General features: G+C 39.5%; 14 protein-coding genes. 10 read left to right on the top strand and 4 right to left on the bottom strand.

Annotated features, from left to right (window positions below; all coding sequences use genetic code 11):
- Position 1 precedes the first annotated feature (1 nt).
- Both KO525_RS02145 and fliS read right to left on the bottom strand, forming a co-directional pair.
- Positions 2-337 carry a hypothetical protein gene (locus KO525_RS02145; RefSeq protein WP_215962135.1) on the bottom strand — a complete coding sequence of 112 codons (336 nt, stop codon included), beginning with the start codon at positions 335-337 and terminating at the stop codon, positions 2-4.
- Positions 338-502: 165 nt separating this feature from the next.
- Positions 503-919, bottom strand: coding sequence for a flagellar export chaperone FliS (gene fliS / locus KO525_RS02140; protein WP_215962134.1), 417 nt, complete (start codon positions 917-919; stop codon positions 503-505).
- A gap of 287 nt (positions 920-1,206) precedes the next feature.
- On the opposite strand from fliS, the gene KO525_RS02135 reads away from it, so the two are divergent.
- Together KO525_RS02135 and KO525_RS02130 are read left to right on the top strand one after the other, a co-directional pair.
- Complete coding sequence (locus KO525_RS02135) at positions 1,207-1,992, top strand: flagellin (protein ID WP_215962133.1); 786 nt, start codon at positions 1,207-1,209, stop codon at positions 1,990-1,992.
- Between the two features lie 54 nt (positions 1,993-2,046).
- Positions 2,047-2,502 (top strand): DUF2919 family protein, encoded by a 456-nt coding sequence (locus KO525_RS02130; RefSeq protein WP_215962132.1) that lies wholly within the window; start codon positions 2,047-2,049, stop codon positions 2,500-2,502.
- Positions 2,503-2,539: 37 nt separating this feature from the next.
- On the opposite strand, the gene KO525_RS02125 is transcribed toward KO525_RS02130, so the two are convergent.
- Complete coding sequence (locus KO525_RS02125; protein WP_215962131.1) at positions 2,540-4,162, bottom strand: response regulator; 1,623 nt, start codon at positions 4,160-4,162, stop codon at positions 2,540-2,542.
- Positions 4,163-4,283: 121 nt separating this feature from the next.
- Here KO525_RS02125 and KO525_RS02120 point away from each other — a divergent pair, with 121 nt between their 5' ends.
- Entirely contained in the window at positions 4,284-4,805 is a 522-nt protein-coding gene (locus KO525_RS02120) for a GNAT family N-acetyltransferase (protein ID WP_215962130.1), read from the top strand.
- Positions 4,802-6,052: an MFS transporter gene (locus KO525_RS02115; RefSeq protein ID WP_215962129.1), complete on the top strand. Its 1,251-nt coding sequence runs from the start codon at positions 4,802-4,804 to the stop codon at positions 6,050-6,052. Before KO525_RS02120 ends, KO525_RS02115 begins: the two co-directional genes overlap by 4 nt.
- A 21-nt stretch (positions 6,053-6,073) precedes the next feature.
- Here KO525_RS02115 and add read toward each other — a convergent pair whose 3' ends face one another.
- Complete coding sequence (add, locus tag KO525_RS02110) at positions 6,074-7,078, bottom strand: adenosine deaminase (protein WP_215962128.1); 1,005 nt, start codon at positions 7,076-7,078, stop codon at positions 6,074-6,076.
- A gap of 67 nt (positions 7,079-7,145) precedes the next feature.
- On the opposite strand from add, the gene KO525_RS02105 reads away from it, so the two are divergent.
- From KO525_RS02105 to KO525_RS02080, 6 genes are all read left to right on the top strand, one after another.
- The gene (locus KO525_RS02105; RefSeq protein WP_215962127.1) at positions 7,146-7,496 is read left to right on the top strand and encodes a VOC family protein; all 351 of its coding nucleotides are present in this window, start codon (positions 7,146-7,148) and stop codon (positions 7,494-7,496) included.
- A gap of 192 nt (positions 7,497-7,688) precedes the next feature.
- Entirely contained in the window at positions 7,689-9,680 is a 1,992-nt protein-coding gene (gene tkt, locus KO525_RS02100) for a transketolase (protein WP_215962126.1), read from the top strand.
- A gap of 129 nt (positions 9,681-9,809) precedes the next feature.
- Entirely contained in the window at positions 9,810-10,907 is a 1,098-nt protein-coding gene (gene epd, locus KO525_RS02095) for an erythrose-4-phosphate dehydrogenase (protein ID WP_215962125.1), read from the top strand.
- A 40-nt stretch (positions 10,908-10,947) separates the two neighbouring features.
- Complete coding sequence (locus KO525_RS02090; RefSeq protein ID WP_215962124.1) at positions 10,948-12,111, top strand: phosphoglycerate kinase; 1,164 nt, start codon at positions 10,948-10,950, stop codon at positions 12,109-12,111.
- A gap of 429 nt (positions 12,112-12,540) precedes the next feature.
- A complete protein-coding gene (gene fba / locus KO525_RS02085; RefSeq protein ID WP_215962123.1) occupies positions 12,541-13,575 on the top strand; it encodes a class II fructose-bisphosphate aldolase in 1,035 nt (344 codons plus the stop codon).
- Between the two features lie 190 nt (positions 13,576-13,765).
- On the top strand, positions 13,766-14,455 hold the full coding sequence (locus KO525_RS02080) for an outer membrane beta-barrel protein (protein WP_215962122.1): 690 nt from the start codon (positions 13,766-13,768) through the stop codon (positions 14,453-14,455).
- The last annotated feature ends 105 nt before the right edge of the window (positions 14,456-14,560 follow it).

The following is a 14,560-nucleotide window of genomic DNA, read 5'->3' as shown; positions in this document are numbered from 1 at the left end:
ACTAAAGAATATTCTTATAAACTTTAAGGCCTTTTTTTGATTTTTGGTTTTTTAACAATTGGCTTTTTACTGTCTCAAGCCAATCTTGGTATTTAGCCGTTGTCTGATCAACTTCTTTTTTAATTGCTAACAGCTTCGACTCATTGTTTTGTAACCACGAAGAGTGGTCTGTTGAAAACAGGTTTTCAAGAAGGTGCTGACGCTGTTTGATCAATTCTGTATTGTCAATTTCATCATCGGTTTCAAGGCTAAATTTAGCCTCGTTCAGTTTTATATTAATCTGTTCGATTTGCTGAATTAATTGATTGCATTGTGCTTCAACTTCATGATTTGTCATTGGTCTCTCCAGAATAGACAAACCCGTAATTGACTAAGCGTCAACATGGTTATGTTTGTTGTAACGTAAATGTGACTTGGTTGCAAATATGCTTGGTTGGATCTAGCTCAAATGTCTAAACTTCAACCAAACATAGTTATAAAACAAGATATTAGGAGAGGATTGTTAGCCTACTGCGGCGCGTTGCTCTAAATGCTCGTCGCGAGCTTGCTTAGGGATACTGTCCCAAGCTTCTTTTATATTTGTGATGATGGTATGCACTTCGTTGACTTTAGCAATATCGTTTTCACTATTCGCCTGCACTAAGTAAGATGTGCAGAATTCATATAGTGCGCTTAAGTTTTGCGAAATATCACCGCCTTTTTCCATATCCAGACTTTCAGCGAGTGAGGTGATTAGTGTTATGCTTTCGGAAATTAATTGCCCTTTGTCGGCTATTTTGTTTTGCTCAATGCAAACTGTCGCTGCCGTAAGTTTACCAAGAATTGCCTTGAACACCATTTGAACAAGTTCATATGGGTCAGCGTTTTTAGCGCTGTTTATCTTCATGTCTTGATATTTTTTTATTGATAGTCTTGCCATTAGAAACTCCAAATAATCTTGATACAGCTTAATCTAAGCAAATAGTTCTAGCAATTAGGATACCAACTTCAAATTAAATCGTTAAGAAGGTTTAATTTTAGCGGTATTAGTTAAAGCTTAGTGATATTTATATCGGTTACTAACCTATTTTCTTAAATTTTTAATTTTATATAGCAGACATCTTTATTAAAGGTAGGGAAATTCCTTAATTGTGTACAGATTAATGGCAAATTAAAATTGTTGTCGTATACTGATTGTTAAGTTTGTTAGCTTGGTGGGAAGTGATTATGAGAATTGGGGCTGGTAGTAGTTTTAACAACTCAAATTCGTTGTCTGTTATTGAGCAGCAGCAAAAGAAGATCTTCGAGCAGCTGTCCTCTGGACTGAAAGTCCAAAAAGCTCAGGACGATGCGGCTGGATTACAGTTAGCTAACCGATTAACATCTCAAATTAATGGTCAAAACCAAGCGATTAGGAATGCGAACGATAGTGTTTCTTATGCACAGGTAGCTGAGGGCGCTTTAAGCAGTGTTTCTGACGCTGCATTTCGTATTGAAGAACTTTCAATCCAAGCTGCAAATGGCACGCTTTCGCCGAGTGATAGAAAAGCAATTCAACAGGAAATTACCCAATTACAGGGCCACGTAGAAGATGTTTATTCAAACACTCGGTTTGGTGACAAGCAGGTATTTGGCTCCTCAGTTGAATTTCAAGTTGGGGCAAATTCTAACCAAACAATAGAACTTGGTGTTAGCAATCAATCTCTTGGTGATATCGATGTCACAACACAAGCTGGCGCGCAGGCGGCAATAGGTGCCGCACAATCGTTTCGTGAACAAGTAGATTCAAGCCGTGGTTCCATTGGGGCTTTTCAAAATCGTGTTGAATCCAGTATTAGTAATCTAACAAACCAAAATATCAACAGCCAATCGAGCCGTAGTCAAATTGTTGACACCGACTATGCAAAGGCTGTTAGTGACCAAACCGCTAATGGTATTCAAAGCCAAGTTGCCATTGCGTTGCAAGCTCAAGCTAACTTTTCTGACTTTCAGGCATTGAACCTTTTGAAATAATACCCATTAATGGGGTATATCAATTTCGGGTAATTTGCCCCAGGACATCCAGAAATGTTGTCGCAAGATTTTGACTTAGATGGAAAAATCCAAGTCCCCCTCGGTTTTAATTTAACAATTTTGTATTTGCTCAGGGCGTATGTATTCTGGGCGATAAGCCTGACTTATAGCGAAGACCGAAGCTTTATTCTCTCTCTGTTTTATCCAGATCATTCTTTATTTGTTATTACTTTGTTAATTGGATTACCGGCTATGGTGACCTTTTTCTTTTTTAGTATGAAAAAGCAAGTCTCTAAAGGTTGGTATCAAGCTGTTTGGAAACAACTGAGAGTGTTTCTGCTCATTGCATTTTTACTCGACTTGTTATTACAGTTAATGAGTATTATCAATCGTGCGATTTATATTCATCCAATGCAGGTCGTACAATTTATTAGTGGTGTTTATTTATGTTGGTATTGGTGGAAATCAAAACGGATAAAACGTTTTTTCACCCATTGGCTTGAGCAATAGACCGATTTCAAAAATTTATGAAACTAAGCTCTATTTGCTAGTCAGGTTTTTTGAGTTTTTCTAAATAAACCTCTAGTCGAGAAATTTGCTCTTTGTTTAGGTCAGTTGCATTCAAGTTTTTTAAACACTTAGTAACAATCTCATCAGCTTCTTCAGGATGTGATTCTTGATAATTACAATCTACAACGGTTTGTAATAAATTTAACGAAATAGAAGGGTTTTTGGGCATCACCTTAAAAGCCGACAAAAACGCGTTTAATGCGGCTTGATAATTCCCGCGGGTATATAGCTGAACCGCTTTGTTATTAAGTACTTTTGGCGACTCTTTTATTTCAATTCTTAACTGTTTTTCTTTATCAATATATTGATTAAATACTTCATCTTTACTTTGGGTTTTACATTCGGTGGCGATCAATTCAAATAGCTTTTCCGAATTTGCATGAAAACCAAGTTCATGGAATGCTTTAGCTTTATCTAGAGCATCTTCTAAATCATCAACTAAGTAATTTTCGTCCTCCATATTTTCTTGTATGAGCTTTTTGGCATTCTCTTTGTCATTACTCATATTATAAATTCGTGCTTTTGCGACTCGGATCTGGTCGTTTAAAGGGGTGTCGGGAAATTGTTTTTTCAATTGACGAAGAATAGATTCGCCGGTCTGAGCCAAGCTCTTAATTTCATCATCATTAAGTGACGTCAAACCGTAGTCAATAGTTGAACGCACTGCGCCTAAATAGGCATCTGGGGTGTCATGGACTGAGTTTTTAATGTACTCGACTATTTTATTTGAGGCATTAAATTGGGTTTCAAAGTCATGAGTTATGCGGGCCAGTGAAATTACATCTTGTTGCCTATTAACATTGCGCGGAGCGATTGTCGCAGCGTTTTTCAAATGGTTAATGGCTTCTTCAAAATCGAATTTGTTTTTGCAGATCTTAGTTAGAATATCCAGAGCCGCAAGACGCGTCGCTGGATTGGTGACAAGATACTTTAGCTTTTCTTCGGCGAGCTTAACTTTGTTTTGATTGAGTAAACTATTCACTAATCCAATATTGGCCCAGGCATATTCTTTGATTGATAGCACTTTTTGGTAGAACACTTCTGCGTCATGCCAGTCTTGTTTGGCAGTGATCAATTCCCCTTTTAGTTTCAACAAATAAGGGACCCATTTGGGTTTTGCATTTTTGGCCAGTTGTTCGTTAAGTAAATTCAGGGCAGCGTCAAACTCATCGTCATCGATAGCTTCAAATACAGGTCGTAATGTCAGTTTTTTGCTTAAGATACGTTTTAAACGCAATTCAAGTTCTTTGGCAGTGAAAGGCTTCAGTATGAAATCGTCAGGTTTTAATTCAATAATACTTTGGCTTAAAGGAAGATCATTTTCTGAACTCATAAAAACAAATGCAGTAGTGGATTTTAACAGGCCTTCTTCTATTATTCGCTCAAATAACTGATATCCATCGGCGCCTCGATTTAAATCGTAGGCACAGAGGATTAGATCAAAATGTGACTTATGCAATGCTTTTATCGCCATGGTGGCGCGATCAGCAAACTCGATGGTTTTAAATCCAAGATTTAATAAAGAGTATTTGATGTGACTTTGCGCTAATGCTTGGTGTTCTATCACTAATGCAGCTTGCAAAGAATGTGTTAAATCCATTTTTATTTTGACCCAGTCGAAATAGAAATCACCACCAATTTAAAGAAATAAATGGATTGAGTTTAGATGCTTGGTATTATGATTATTAGAATAAAATCAAAAATATGCAAGGCAATATTTAATGTTATTGATTGAAACACCTAGGCTAGGTTTCCGCCATTTTACCTTATCTGACGCACCCGCGGTATTGGAATTTAGTTCTGATCCGTTAGTCACTAAATACACTGGCGATGCGGGTAATGTGCAAACGTTAGACGACGCTAAAAATGTTATCACTCAAGTTTGGTTCTCAGATTATGAAAAATACGGTTATGGTCGATATGCCATTGTTCATAAGAAAGATAATAAAGTAATTGGTTTCTGTGGCCTTAAGTTTTTGGAGGAGAAGCAACTACCCGACCTTGGCTATCGGTTGTTGCCTCAATACTGGGGGCAAGGTTTGGGCATGGAAGCGGCCAAGGCATGTTTAGAATATGGTTTTGAAACATTAAAGTTACCCAAAGTCATTGCAATGGCAATGCCCGACAATTCTGGTTCGCTCAGTATTCTGGCTAATCTAGGGTTTACCAACCTTGGAACTGATTTGTACCAAGGGCACCAGGTTGTTAATTTTGAAATTACTAAGCGGTTACATTCAGCATGATCCTAAATAAGAAGTTGCTAGTTGCACTTTGCGTTACTTTACTTGCTAGCATGGGGATATCGCTACCGTACCCTGTTTTAACGCCTTTATTTATTGGGGCTGAGCCTACAGCGTTAAACCAATATGCCGGGCTTTCTGGTAATGTCTTGTTGACCATCATTATCGCGGTTTATCCACTCGGTATTTTTATCGGAAGCAGTTTTATTGGAGCCTTATCTGATCGATTTGGGCGTAAAAAAGTTCTGGGCCAAACACTCATTATATGTTTTATCGGCTATTGGGTATCTGCTTATGCACTGATGGAACAAAATTATCTATTATTGCTGGTCAGTCGATTTTTAACAGGGATCACGGAAGGTAATGTCGCAATTGCACGTGCTATTGCGTTGGACATTGGTGAGACAGGAGACGAAAAGTCTGCGCAATCAAAAACGGCTGCAATATCATTAATCAATAGTGCCGTTTTTCTCGGATGGTTGCTTGGCCCGCTGATTGGTGGACTTTTAGCCGAGGTTGAATCGTATTATGCGATGCTGGCCGCGGCTTTTGGTGCGTTTGTTTGTTATGTCTTAGTCACCGCCTTTTTACAAGAAACCCGAATTGTGAGTTATGCCAGTAAATTATCTGTTTGGCAGGCGGTACGACAAGAAAATTCGTTTTATTTGTTAAGAAGCCAATGGATAAGAAAGTTATTTTACGCTTATTTTATCTATACCTTAGCGATTAATCTTTTTTATGAATTTTACCCAATTTGGCTCGTCGATAAGCAAGATTATGGGTCTCTCGATATCGGCTTAGCCACCACCAATATGACACTATTTATGACGTTATCATCTGTGTTGTTAGTAACGTATTTTCAAAAACAGTTCGGCTTAACCGCTCCAATGCGTTTTGCCATGGCGTTATTGGCTTGTGCCTTATTAATAGTGCCAAGTTCAGAAGGGCTCCAAACCCATTTGTTATTTGCAATGTGCGGCATATTAATCGCCATATTTAATGGTATGTTGCCCGTTTATGTCAGTGAAAATGAACCTAGTTCAGGGCATGGTGCAACGATGGGGTTGTTAACGATGACATTTTGTTTGGCAAATGTTTTTGCTTCAATCGTTGGTGGTATTTTATTGATGTTTGATTCTACGTTACCGATTTATATGTCGGCTGGCTTCTTTTTATTGGCGCTTGGTTTGTTTCAATATTGGCTGTTTAAAATTCAAAACAGCCAATTTAGTGTCAAAATAAAAGAGTAGCTTGTACTTGACCGAGCTGGCCTAATCTCGTGCTGCTACTTTGGCATATAATCGTTGGCGTTGTTGGGCATCCATAAACGCCGCTTCAACTCCATTTTTTTGAACCTGTTCGATTTCTTGATTGGTCAAGCCAAGTATGTTTTTAACCAAATCGTATTCGTGGGCTAACGTGATATTAGAAATAGCTGGATCGTCAGTGTTCAAACACACGGTAATGCCAGCATCTAAAAATTGTTTTAAAGGGTGCTTACGAATATCGTTAATTGTTGCCGTTTGATAATTAGACGTTGGGCATGACTCAATCGCAATATTGTTGGTCGCAAGATAAGCCATTAACTTAGGATCTTGAGTTGCTGCGACGCCGTGCCCAATTCTCGTTGCGCCTAATAAGTTAATTGCATTCCAAATACTTATTGGACCGTCAGCTTCACCAGCGTGTACCGTTATTTGTAATCCAGCATCGCGGGCTTGTTTAAAGTGGTTTACAAACAATTGCGCTGGAAAAGAAATTTCATCTCCGGCTAAATCCAACGCAACAATATGTTCTTTATGTGCTAATAATGCATTGAGCTCAATCGTACATGCCTCAACTCCAAATGTGCGACTTAATATGCCAATGAGGTTCGTTTCCACACCGGTTTCTTTACTCGCCGTTTGCGTTGCATCTATTACTACTTCAACGACCTTTTGCGGGTCTAGGTTGTGAGTTTTTGCCATATAATAAGGTGAAAAACGCAACTCTACGTAATCTAATCCCTGATCTAATGCATCAAATACATTTTCGCGAGCAACTCGATATACACTGTCGTAATCGGCCAATACGGACACGCCATAATCCAATTTTGTCAAAAACGCCATTAAATCTGAGGTTTGCCCTTGAATTTGAGCCATAGGTGCAAATTGCTCTAAAGACTCAGCTGGTAAAGTAATGTTATGAAGTTGGGCAAGTTCCCAAACTGTTTTTGGCGCAATATTGCCATCGAGGTGGCGATGCAAATCAACAAGCGGTAATGTAGGATTGATCATAAATATTCTATGGTGCTTTTAGTTACTGTAAATAATGGCGCTAGTATAAATCAAAAAGGGCAGTTAGATGAAACAAGAGACAATAAATTATGTGGAATTTCCGGCAACAGATCTGTCCGCAACCAAACAATTTTTTACCCAAGTGTTTAATTGGACGTTTACTGACTATGGTCAAGAGTACATAGCGTTTGGTCCTGAAGCAGGACTTGATGGCGGCTTTTATCAGTCAGATCTTAATTCAAAAACACAGAATGGCGCGGCACTTATCGTTTTTTACAGCGAGTCACTACCAAAGACTGAACAAAAGGTTGTTGCCGCTGGTGGCACTATTTGCAAAGACGTTTTTGAATTCCCAGGCGGTAAACGGTTTCATTTCCTAGACCCAAATGGCAACGAATTTGCGGTTTGGTCCGAATAATAAAACGAACAAAATGGGACTAAAATAGTAATTAGTACTGTTTTTTTCAGTTTCGTTAGAAATTATCGTTATTAATTGTCGTTTTATGATTTTAAATTAATCCCGTAGAGTGATTGCTTTACTTTTCATTTTTAGGTCAAATAGGGCAACTTCACCACTTTTATCAAAAATTATAAAATAACAGGTAATAACATGACGTCGAAAAGAAATTTAGCGAATGCTATTCGAGCATTAAGTATGGACGCGGTTCAACAGGCCAACTCTGGACACCCAGGCGCACCTATGGGGATGGCCGACATCGCTGAAGTATTATGGCGTGACTTTTTAAAACACAATCCGACCAATCCAAATTGGGCGGACCGAGATCGCTTTGTGTTGTCTAATGGCCACGGTTCGATGTTGATTTATTCTTTATTACATCTTTCTGGTTATGACTTGCCAATTGGTGAGTTGAAAAACTTCCGTCAGTTACATTCTAAAACTCCGGGCCACCCTGAATATGGTTATACACCAGGTGTTGAAACGACGACTGGCCCGCTAGGCGCTGGCGTATCAAATGCTGTCGGAATGGCAATTGCTGAAAAAACGCTAGCGGCGCAGTTTAACCGTGAAGGTCATGACATCGTAGATCACTTTACTTACTGTTTCTTAGGCGACGGCTGTTTAATGGAAGGCATTTCTCATGAAGCGTGTTCTCTTGCTGGTACTTTAGGTCTAGGAAAACTTGTTGCATTTTGGGATGACAATGGTATTTCAATTGACGGACACGTTGAAGGTTGGTTTAGTGATGATACACCAGCACGTTTTAAAGCGTACGGCTGGCATGTAATTGCCGATGTCGATGGACACGACCCTGTTGCTATCGCAAATGCAATTGCAGAAGCAAAATCGGTTACTGACAAGCCGTCTATGATCTGCTGTAAAACAACGATTGGTTTTGGTTCTCCAAATAAACAAGGTACACATAACTGTCACGGTGCGCCTCTAGGTGCCGAAGAAATTGCTGCTACTCGTGAAATGTTGAACTGGCCACATGCACCATTTGAAGTGCCTGCTGATGTTTATGCTGCTTGGGATGCAAAAGAAGCTGGAACACAATCTGAAAACGAATGGAATGAAAAATTTGTTGCGTATAAAAACGCTCATCCAGAATTAGCCGCTGAATTTGAGCGTCGTGTCATTCTTGGTGAACTGCCAGAAGATTTTTCTGAAAAAGCATATGCCTATGCGCTGGAAACTCAGAACAAATCTGAAAATGTCGCTTCACGTAAAGCTTCGCAAAACACAATTGAAACATTTGGTCCGCTTTTACCTGAAATGTTAGGCGGCTCTGCCGACTTAGCGGGTTCAAACTTAACGTTATGGTCTGGTTCGAAAGGGATCCAAGATGACGCCGCTGGTAACTACATTTATTACGGTGTGCGTGAATTTGGAATGAGCGGGATCATGAATGGTATTTCATTGCATGGCGGTTTCATTAATTACGGCGCGACATTCTTAATGTTCATGGAATACGCCCGAAATGCGGTTCGCATGTCAGCACTTATGGGCATTCAAAACATTTTTGTATATACCCACGACTCAATCGGTCAAGGCGAGGATGGACCTACGCATCAGCCAATTGAACAGGTTGCAAATTTACGTCTAACGCCAAATTTACGTACTTGGAGACCAGCAGATGGTACTGAGTCAGTAATAGCTTGGAAAGAAGCTGTAGAATACCAAGAAGGTCCTTCTGCATTAGTTTTCTCACGTCAAGGTTTAGCGGCACAATCGCGAACTGAACAGCAAGTTGCTGATATTGCTAAAGGTGGTTACATCCTAGTTGATACAGATGGTACGCCAGATGTTATTTTAATTGCGACAGGCTCTGAAGTTGATTTGGCTGTGCAATCGGCGGCGGCATTAAAATCCGATGGCATCGCAGCACGTGTTGTTTCTATGCCTTGTACTAATTTATATGACGCCCAAGATGCTGAATATAAAGAGTCAGTATTACCTGCAGCCGTGACTAAACGTGTTGCGATTGAAGCGGCTCACGTTGACTTCTGGACTAAATATGTTGGTTTTGGCGGTGATGTTGTTGGCATGAGCACATTTGGTGAATCTGCTCCTGGTGGCGCATTACTTAAACACTTCGGTTTTACAGTCGAAAATGTTGTTAGTAAGGTTAAAGCGCTCTAATACAGAACACTTAACAAATAAAATAAAGCGGGTATGATATGCCCGCTTTTTTTATTTTTATTATTTACTTTTAAAGTTAGTAAATAATATTTGTGTCATGCAAGTGGTATCGAACAAACCTGGAGTATTATGTCTAACCAACCATTAAAGACTAGCCCAACAAACGCTAGGACTTTGAATACCGATCCTATCGATGGGCAACCTAATAAAATAAGGGTGGCATTAAATGGTTTTGGTCGGATTGGTCGTAACGTATTGCGAGCATTGTTTGAAACCGGACGCGACGATGAAATTGAAATTGTTGCGATCAACGAATTGGCAAAACCAGAAGGTATTGCCCATTTATTAAAATACGATACCTCCCATGGTCGTTTTGGTTTTGACGTAGCGTTAACCGAAAATTCAACGATGGCGGTGGCTGGCAATAATATAAAACTATTGCATGAAGAAGAGCTTGCCGACTTACCGTGGCGTGAATTACAAGTTGACGTGGTTCTCGACTGCACTGGCGTTTATCACAGCCAAGCACATGGTCAAGCCCACATTAAAGCTGGTGCTAAAAAAGTCATCTATTCGCACCCTGCGGATCCAGATGTAGACAACACAATAATTTATGGTGTTAACCATCATACGTTAACGGCGGAACACAATGTGATCTCCAATGGTTCATGTACAACAAACTGCGTTGTCCCCGTTATTCAAGCGATAGACGACGCATTTGGTGTCGACAGTGGCACGATTACGACCATACATTCGTCAATGCATGACCAGCAAGTTATCGACGCCTATCACGATGACTTACGCCGCACTCGAGCTGCGAGTCAAAGCATAATTCCAGTTGATACGAAGCTTGCAGTGGGTATTGAACGCATAATGCCCAAATTTGCAGGTCGTTTTGAGGCAATTGCCGTGCGCGTTCCAACGATTAATGTGACCGCAATGGATGTTAGTTTAACGTTAAATTCGGACGTTAACATTATGCAGGTAAACGGAGCGATTCAGGCAGCACAACAAAATGGTCTTTCTGGTATTTTGGGTTATACCGAAGAACCACTTGTTTCAATTGATTTTAACCATGATCCGCATTCAGCCATTGTTGATGGCAATCAAACACGGGTAAGCCACAAACGATTGGTTAAATTATTAGTGTGGTGTGACAACGAATGGGGCTTTGCTAACCGTATGTTGGACACCACGGCAGAATTAAAAAAATATATAAATCATTAGTTATTAAATTATTAGTTTTTACATTATTAAGGAAACGAACATGACAGTTTTGAAAATGGCAGAGTTAGATCTGCAAGGTAAAACCGTTCTTATCAGACAAGACCTAAACGTACCTGTTAAAGATGGCGTAGTGACTTCAGCCGTTCGTATTGACGCCTCTATCCCAACGATTAAATTGGCATTGGAAAAGGGCGCAAAAGTGCTTGTAATGTCTCATTTAGGTCGTCCAACAGAGGGCGAATATGCAGATGAATATTCAATGGCACCGGTTGTAACGTATTTAAACCAAAACTTATCAGTGCCAGTTCGTTTGGAAAAAGAATATTTAAGTGGTGTTACTGTTAATGAAGGCGAAGTTGTCGTCCTTGAAAACGTTCGTTTTAATGTCGGCGAAAAGAAAAATTCAGATGAACTTGCTCAGCAGTATGCCGCTTTATGTGACGTCTTTGTTATGGATGCATTTGGTACGGCTCACCGTGCCCAAGGTTCAACCCATGGTGTAGCAAAATTTGCTCCTACAGCTTGTGCAGGCCCACTTTTAGCAGGTGAGTTAGAAGCATTAGGTAAAGCGCTTGATAACCCAGCTAGACCTCTTGTTGCGGTTGTTGGCGGTTCTAAAGTATCAACTAAACTAACGGTATTAGAGTCATTATCTAAAATTTGCGACCAGTTAATTGTTGGTGGCGGTATTTCAAATACATTTGTTGCTGCTCGTGGCTATAATGTTGGTAAGTCTCTGTACGAACCCGATCTAATTCCTCAAGCACAGAAACTAATGAATGATCTTGATATTCCTGCGGTTACAGACGTGCGTATTGGTACCGAGTTCTCAGAAACGGCTCTAGCAACAATAAAACCTGTTGATGCGGTTTTAGACAACGAAGAGATTATGGATTTGGGTCCTGATTCTGCGCAGGCAATGGCAGATATTTTGAAAAACGCTAAAACCATTTTATGGAATGGTCCTTGTGGCGTATTTGAATTTGACAACTTCTCTAAAGGTACAGAAGTCGTAGCTCAAGCTATCGCGCAAAGCGATGCATTTTCGGTCGCTGGCGGCGGTGATACCTTGGCTGCGATTGATAAATATGGACTTGCCGATAAGATCTCTTATATCTCAACCGGTGGCGGTGCATTTTTAGAATTTGTTGAAGGTAAAGTTTTACCTGCCGTGGCAATTTTAGAAGAGCGCGCTGGCAAGTAATTTTAAAACCGTTTTATAACGTCAAAAAACCACGCATTGCGTGGTTTTTTTGTACCAAATTATTCTACTCAAGCCTCTGCTCTAAATCGAAAAACGATGGCCAAACCTTTAGAAACCTTGTTCCCAAAACACGGCTAAAGCCAATGTTTTGTATTTGATAATACTGAACATGACTACAGTAAACCACTCCAATTGTTAAAATTGTATTGTAATAGTTCTTTCTTAAACTGTAAGTTTTTCAAAGTTTAGATGAGTTTGCTTTTTATCCAGTGGTTTTAAAGGCGTTAATTACGGGTTTTACAGTCGGATTATTTTTATTGTTAAAACTTAATAGAAATACTTACAAGACTTTTTGTTTGTTGTTATGTAACATTACAACCTTTGTTACATAATAAATTAATTTTGTTAACTTTTCCTTTGGAGTGACTTGTGGCTTTAATTTCGATGCGTCAATTATTAGATCATGCAGCAGAACATAATTATGGTGTTCCTGCGTTTAACGTAAATAATCTCGAGCAGATGCGAGCAATTATGGCGGCTGCAGATAAGACTAATAGTCCAGTTATTGTGCAAGCCTCAGCGGGTGCCAGAAAATATGCCGGCGCGCCTTTTTTACGTCACATGATATTAGCAGCGATTGAAGAATTTCCTCATATCCCTGTTTGTATGCACCAAGATCACGGAACGTCACCGGCAATTTGCCAACGCTCAATCCAATTAGGGTTTTCGTCAGTGATGATGGATGGCTCGCTATTAGAAGATGGCAAAACGCCTTCTACTTATGAATACAATGTTGACGTGACTCGCAGAACAGTTGAGTTAGCTCATGCGTGTGGTGTATCTGTAGAAGGGGAGTTAGGCGTGTTAGGTTCTTTAGAGACTGGTATGGCTGGCGAAGAAGATGGGGTAGGCGCAGAGGGTGTTTTATCCAAAGAACAAATGTTAACTAATCCAGATGAAGCCGCTGATTTTGTTGAAAAAACAGGGGTAGATGCACTAGCCATTGCTTGTGGTACATCTCACGGAGCATACAAGTTTACCCGTCCACCTACTGGTGATATTTTGGCAATTGACCAAATTAAGGCAATACATCAACGTATTCCTAACACCCATTTAGTTATGCATGGGTCAAGTTCCGTCCCTCAGGAGTGGCTTGCGACGATTAACAAATTTGGCGGTGAGATTGGCGAAACTTATGGTGTTCCGGTTGAACAAATTGTTGAAGGTATCAAAAACGGTGTTCGTAAAGTGAATATCGATACCGATCTTAGATTAGCTTCAACAGGGGCCATTAGGCAGTTTATGGCGGAAAATCCTGCTGAGTTTGATCCACGTAAATATTTGGCTAAAACCATTGATGCAATGTCGGCCATTTGTGTTGATAGATACAATGCTTTTGGCACAGCAGGGCAGGCGGATAAGATTAAAGTAATTTCATTAGAAAATATGGTTGCACGTTACTAAATACAGTTTTCTAACGTTATAAACCAATGTGACCAAAAGCGTACAGAGCAATTTGTACGCTTTTTTTGTGGTTAAATATCTACAAAAATATGAATAAGTATAATGCTAGGTTAATAAATATAAGACTTTGTTTGTTTAAGCAATTAAGATAGCTAACGTAAATTAAAACGTTAAAATTCAAGGCTAAATAGTGAAAAACACTATCAATAAAACATTACTTATTACGACAATTTCCCTTATCACTCCATGCACAGCATTGGCCTCAGATCTATTTCAAGATGTTTATTTAGGCGCGGCCATCAATTCAGTCTCATACGCAATAGACGATGATTTAGATGATATCAATGACTCTTTTAATGAAGGTGGATTTGGTAATTTTAATGTTAAAGACAGTGATACTGGTTTTAAATTGTTTGCGGGTTATTCAATTACTGAGAATGTTTCGGTGGAAGTGGGTTATTACCAACTTGGCAAATTTGGACTAGAAGGCCAATTTGGTTATCAGGAACCAATTTCTAGTGAGATACTCGATGTAAGTGGTGAACTCTCATCGCTAGCTGAAATAACGGCATTTGATATTGCTTTAAAAGCTCAATTTCCGCTTTCTGCCGCACTCGATATTTATGGTAAAGCCGGGTTATTCAATTGGTCTGGTGAAGTTATAAGCAAGTCAGTTGTTGTGGCTGAGATTAAAGCGATGGATATTAGTGAAAGCAGCAGCGAGTCGAGTACAGAAAATTTAGATGGTAGCGATTCTACTTACACCCTCGGCTTAAGTTATCATTTATCTGGAATTGATGTATTTGCTGAACTTCAAAAATATCAAATTGATGAAGAAACGGCGACTTCTTTTAATCTAGGGCTTCTATACAATTTTTAATACAGACGTTATCAATAGATTATTTACAGCAAGACTATTAGAGTCTGATTGGCAACGTAAAAAAAACCATCACGATAAGTGATGGTTTTTTATAGATCATTAAAG

This window comes from Psychrosphaera sp. B3R10 (assembly GCF_018861025.1).
Classification (GTDB): domain Bacteria; phylum Pseudomonadota; class Gammaproteobacteria; order Enterobacterales; family Alteromonadaceae; genus Psychrosphaera; species Psychrosphaera algicola.
This window is presented reverse-complemented; position numbering and strand designations above follow the sequence as displayed.

Bases quoted from the DNA above. Each gene is read 5' to 3' on its own strand.
- KO525_RS02090 (WP_215962124.1), top strand. From the start codon at position 10,948: ATGACAGTTTTGAAAATGGCAGAGTTAGATCTGCAAGGTAAAACCGTT.
- tkt (WP_215962126.1), top strand. From the start codon at position 7,689: ATGACGTCGAAAAGAAATTTAGCGAATGCTATTCGAGCATTAAGTATG.
- KO525_RS02105 (WP_215962127.1), top strand. From the start codon at position 7,146: ATGAAACAAGAGACAATAAATTATGTGGAATTTCCGGCAACAGATCTG.
- KO525_RS02120 (WP_215962130.1), top strand. From the start codon at position 4,284: ATGTTATTGATTGAAACACCTAGGCTAGGTTTCCGCCATTTTACCTTA.
- fliS (WP_215962134.1), bottom strand. From the start codon at position 919: ATGGCAAGACTATCAATAAAAAAATATCAAGACATGAAGATAAACAGC.
- KO525_RS02145 (WP_215962135.1), bottom strand. From the start codon at position 337: ATGACAAATCATGAAGTTGAAGCACAATGCAATCAATTAATTCAGCAA.
- add (WP_215962128.1), bottom strand. From the start codon at position 7,078: ATGATCAATCCTACATTACCGCTTGTTGATTTGCATCGCCACCTCGAT.
- KO525_RS02130 (WP_215962132.1), top strand. From the start codon at position 2,047: ATGTTGTCGCAAGATTTTGACTTAGATGGAAAAATCCAAGTCCCCCTC.
- KO525_RS02125 (WP_215962131.1), bottom strand. From the start codon at position 4,162: ATGGATTTAACACATTCTTTGCAAGCTGCATTAGTGATAGAACACCAA.
- epd (WP_215962125.1), top strand. From the start codon at position 9,810: ATGTCTAACCAACCATTAAAGACTAGCCCAACAAACGCTAGGACTTTG.
- KO525_RS02135 (WP_215962133.1), top strand. From the start codon at position 1,207: ATGAGAATTGGGGCTGGTAGTAGTTTTAACAACTCAAATTCGTTGTCT.
- KO525_RS02115 (WP_215962129.1), top strand. From the start codon at position 4,802: ATGATCCTAAATAAGAAGTTGCTAGTTGCACTTTGCGTTACTTTACTT.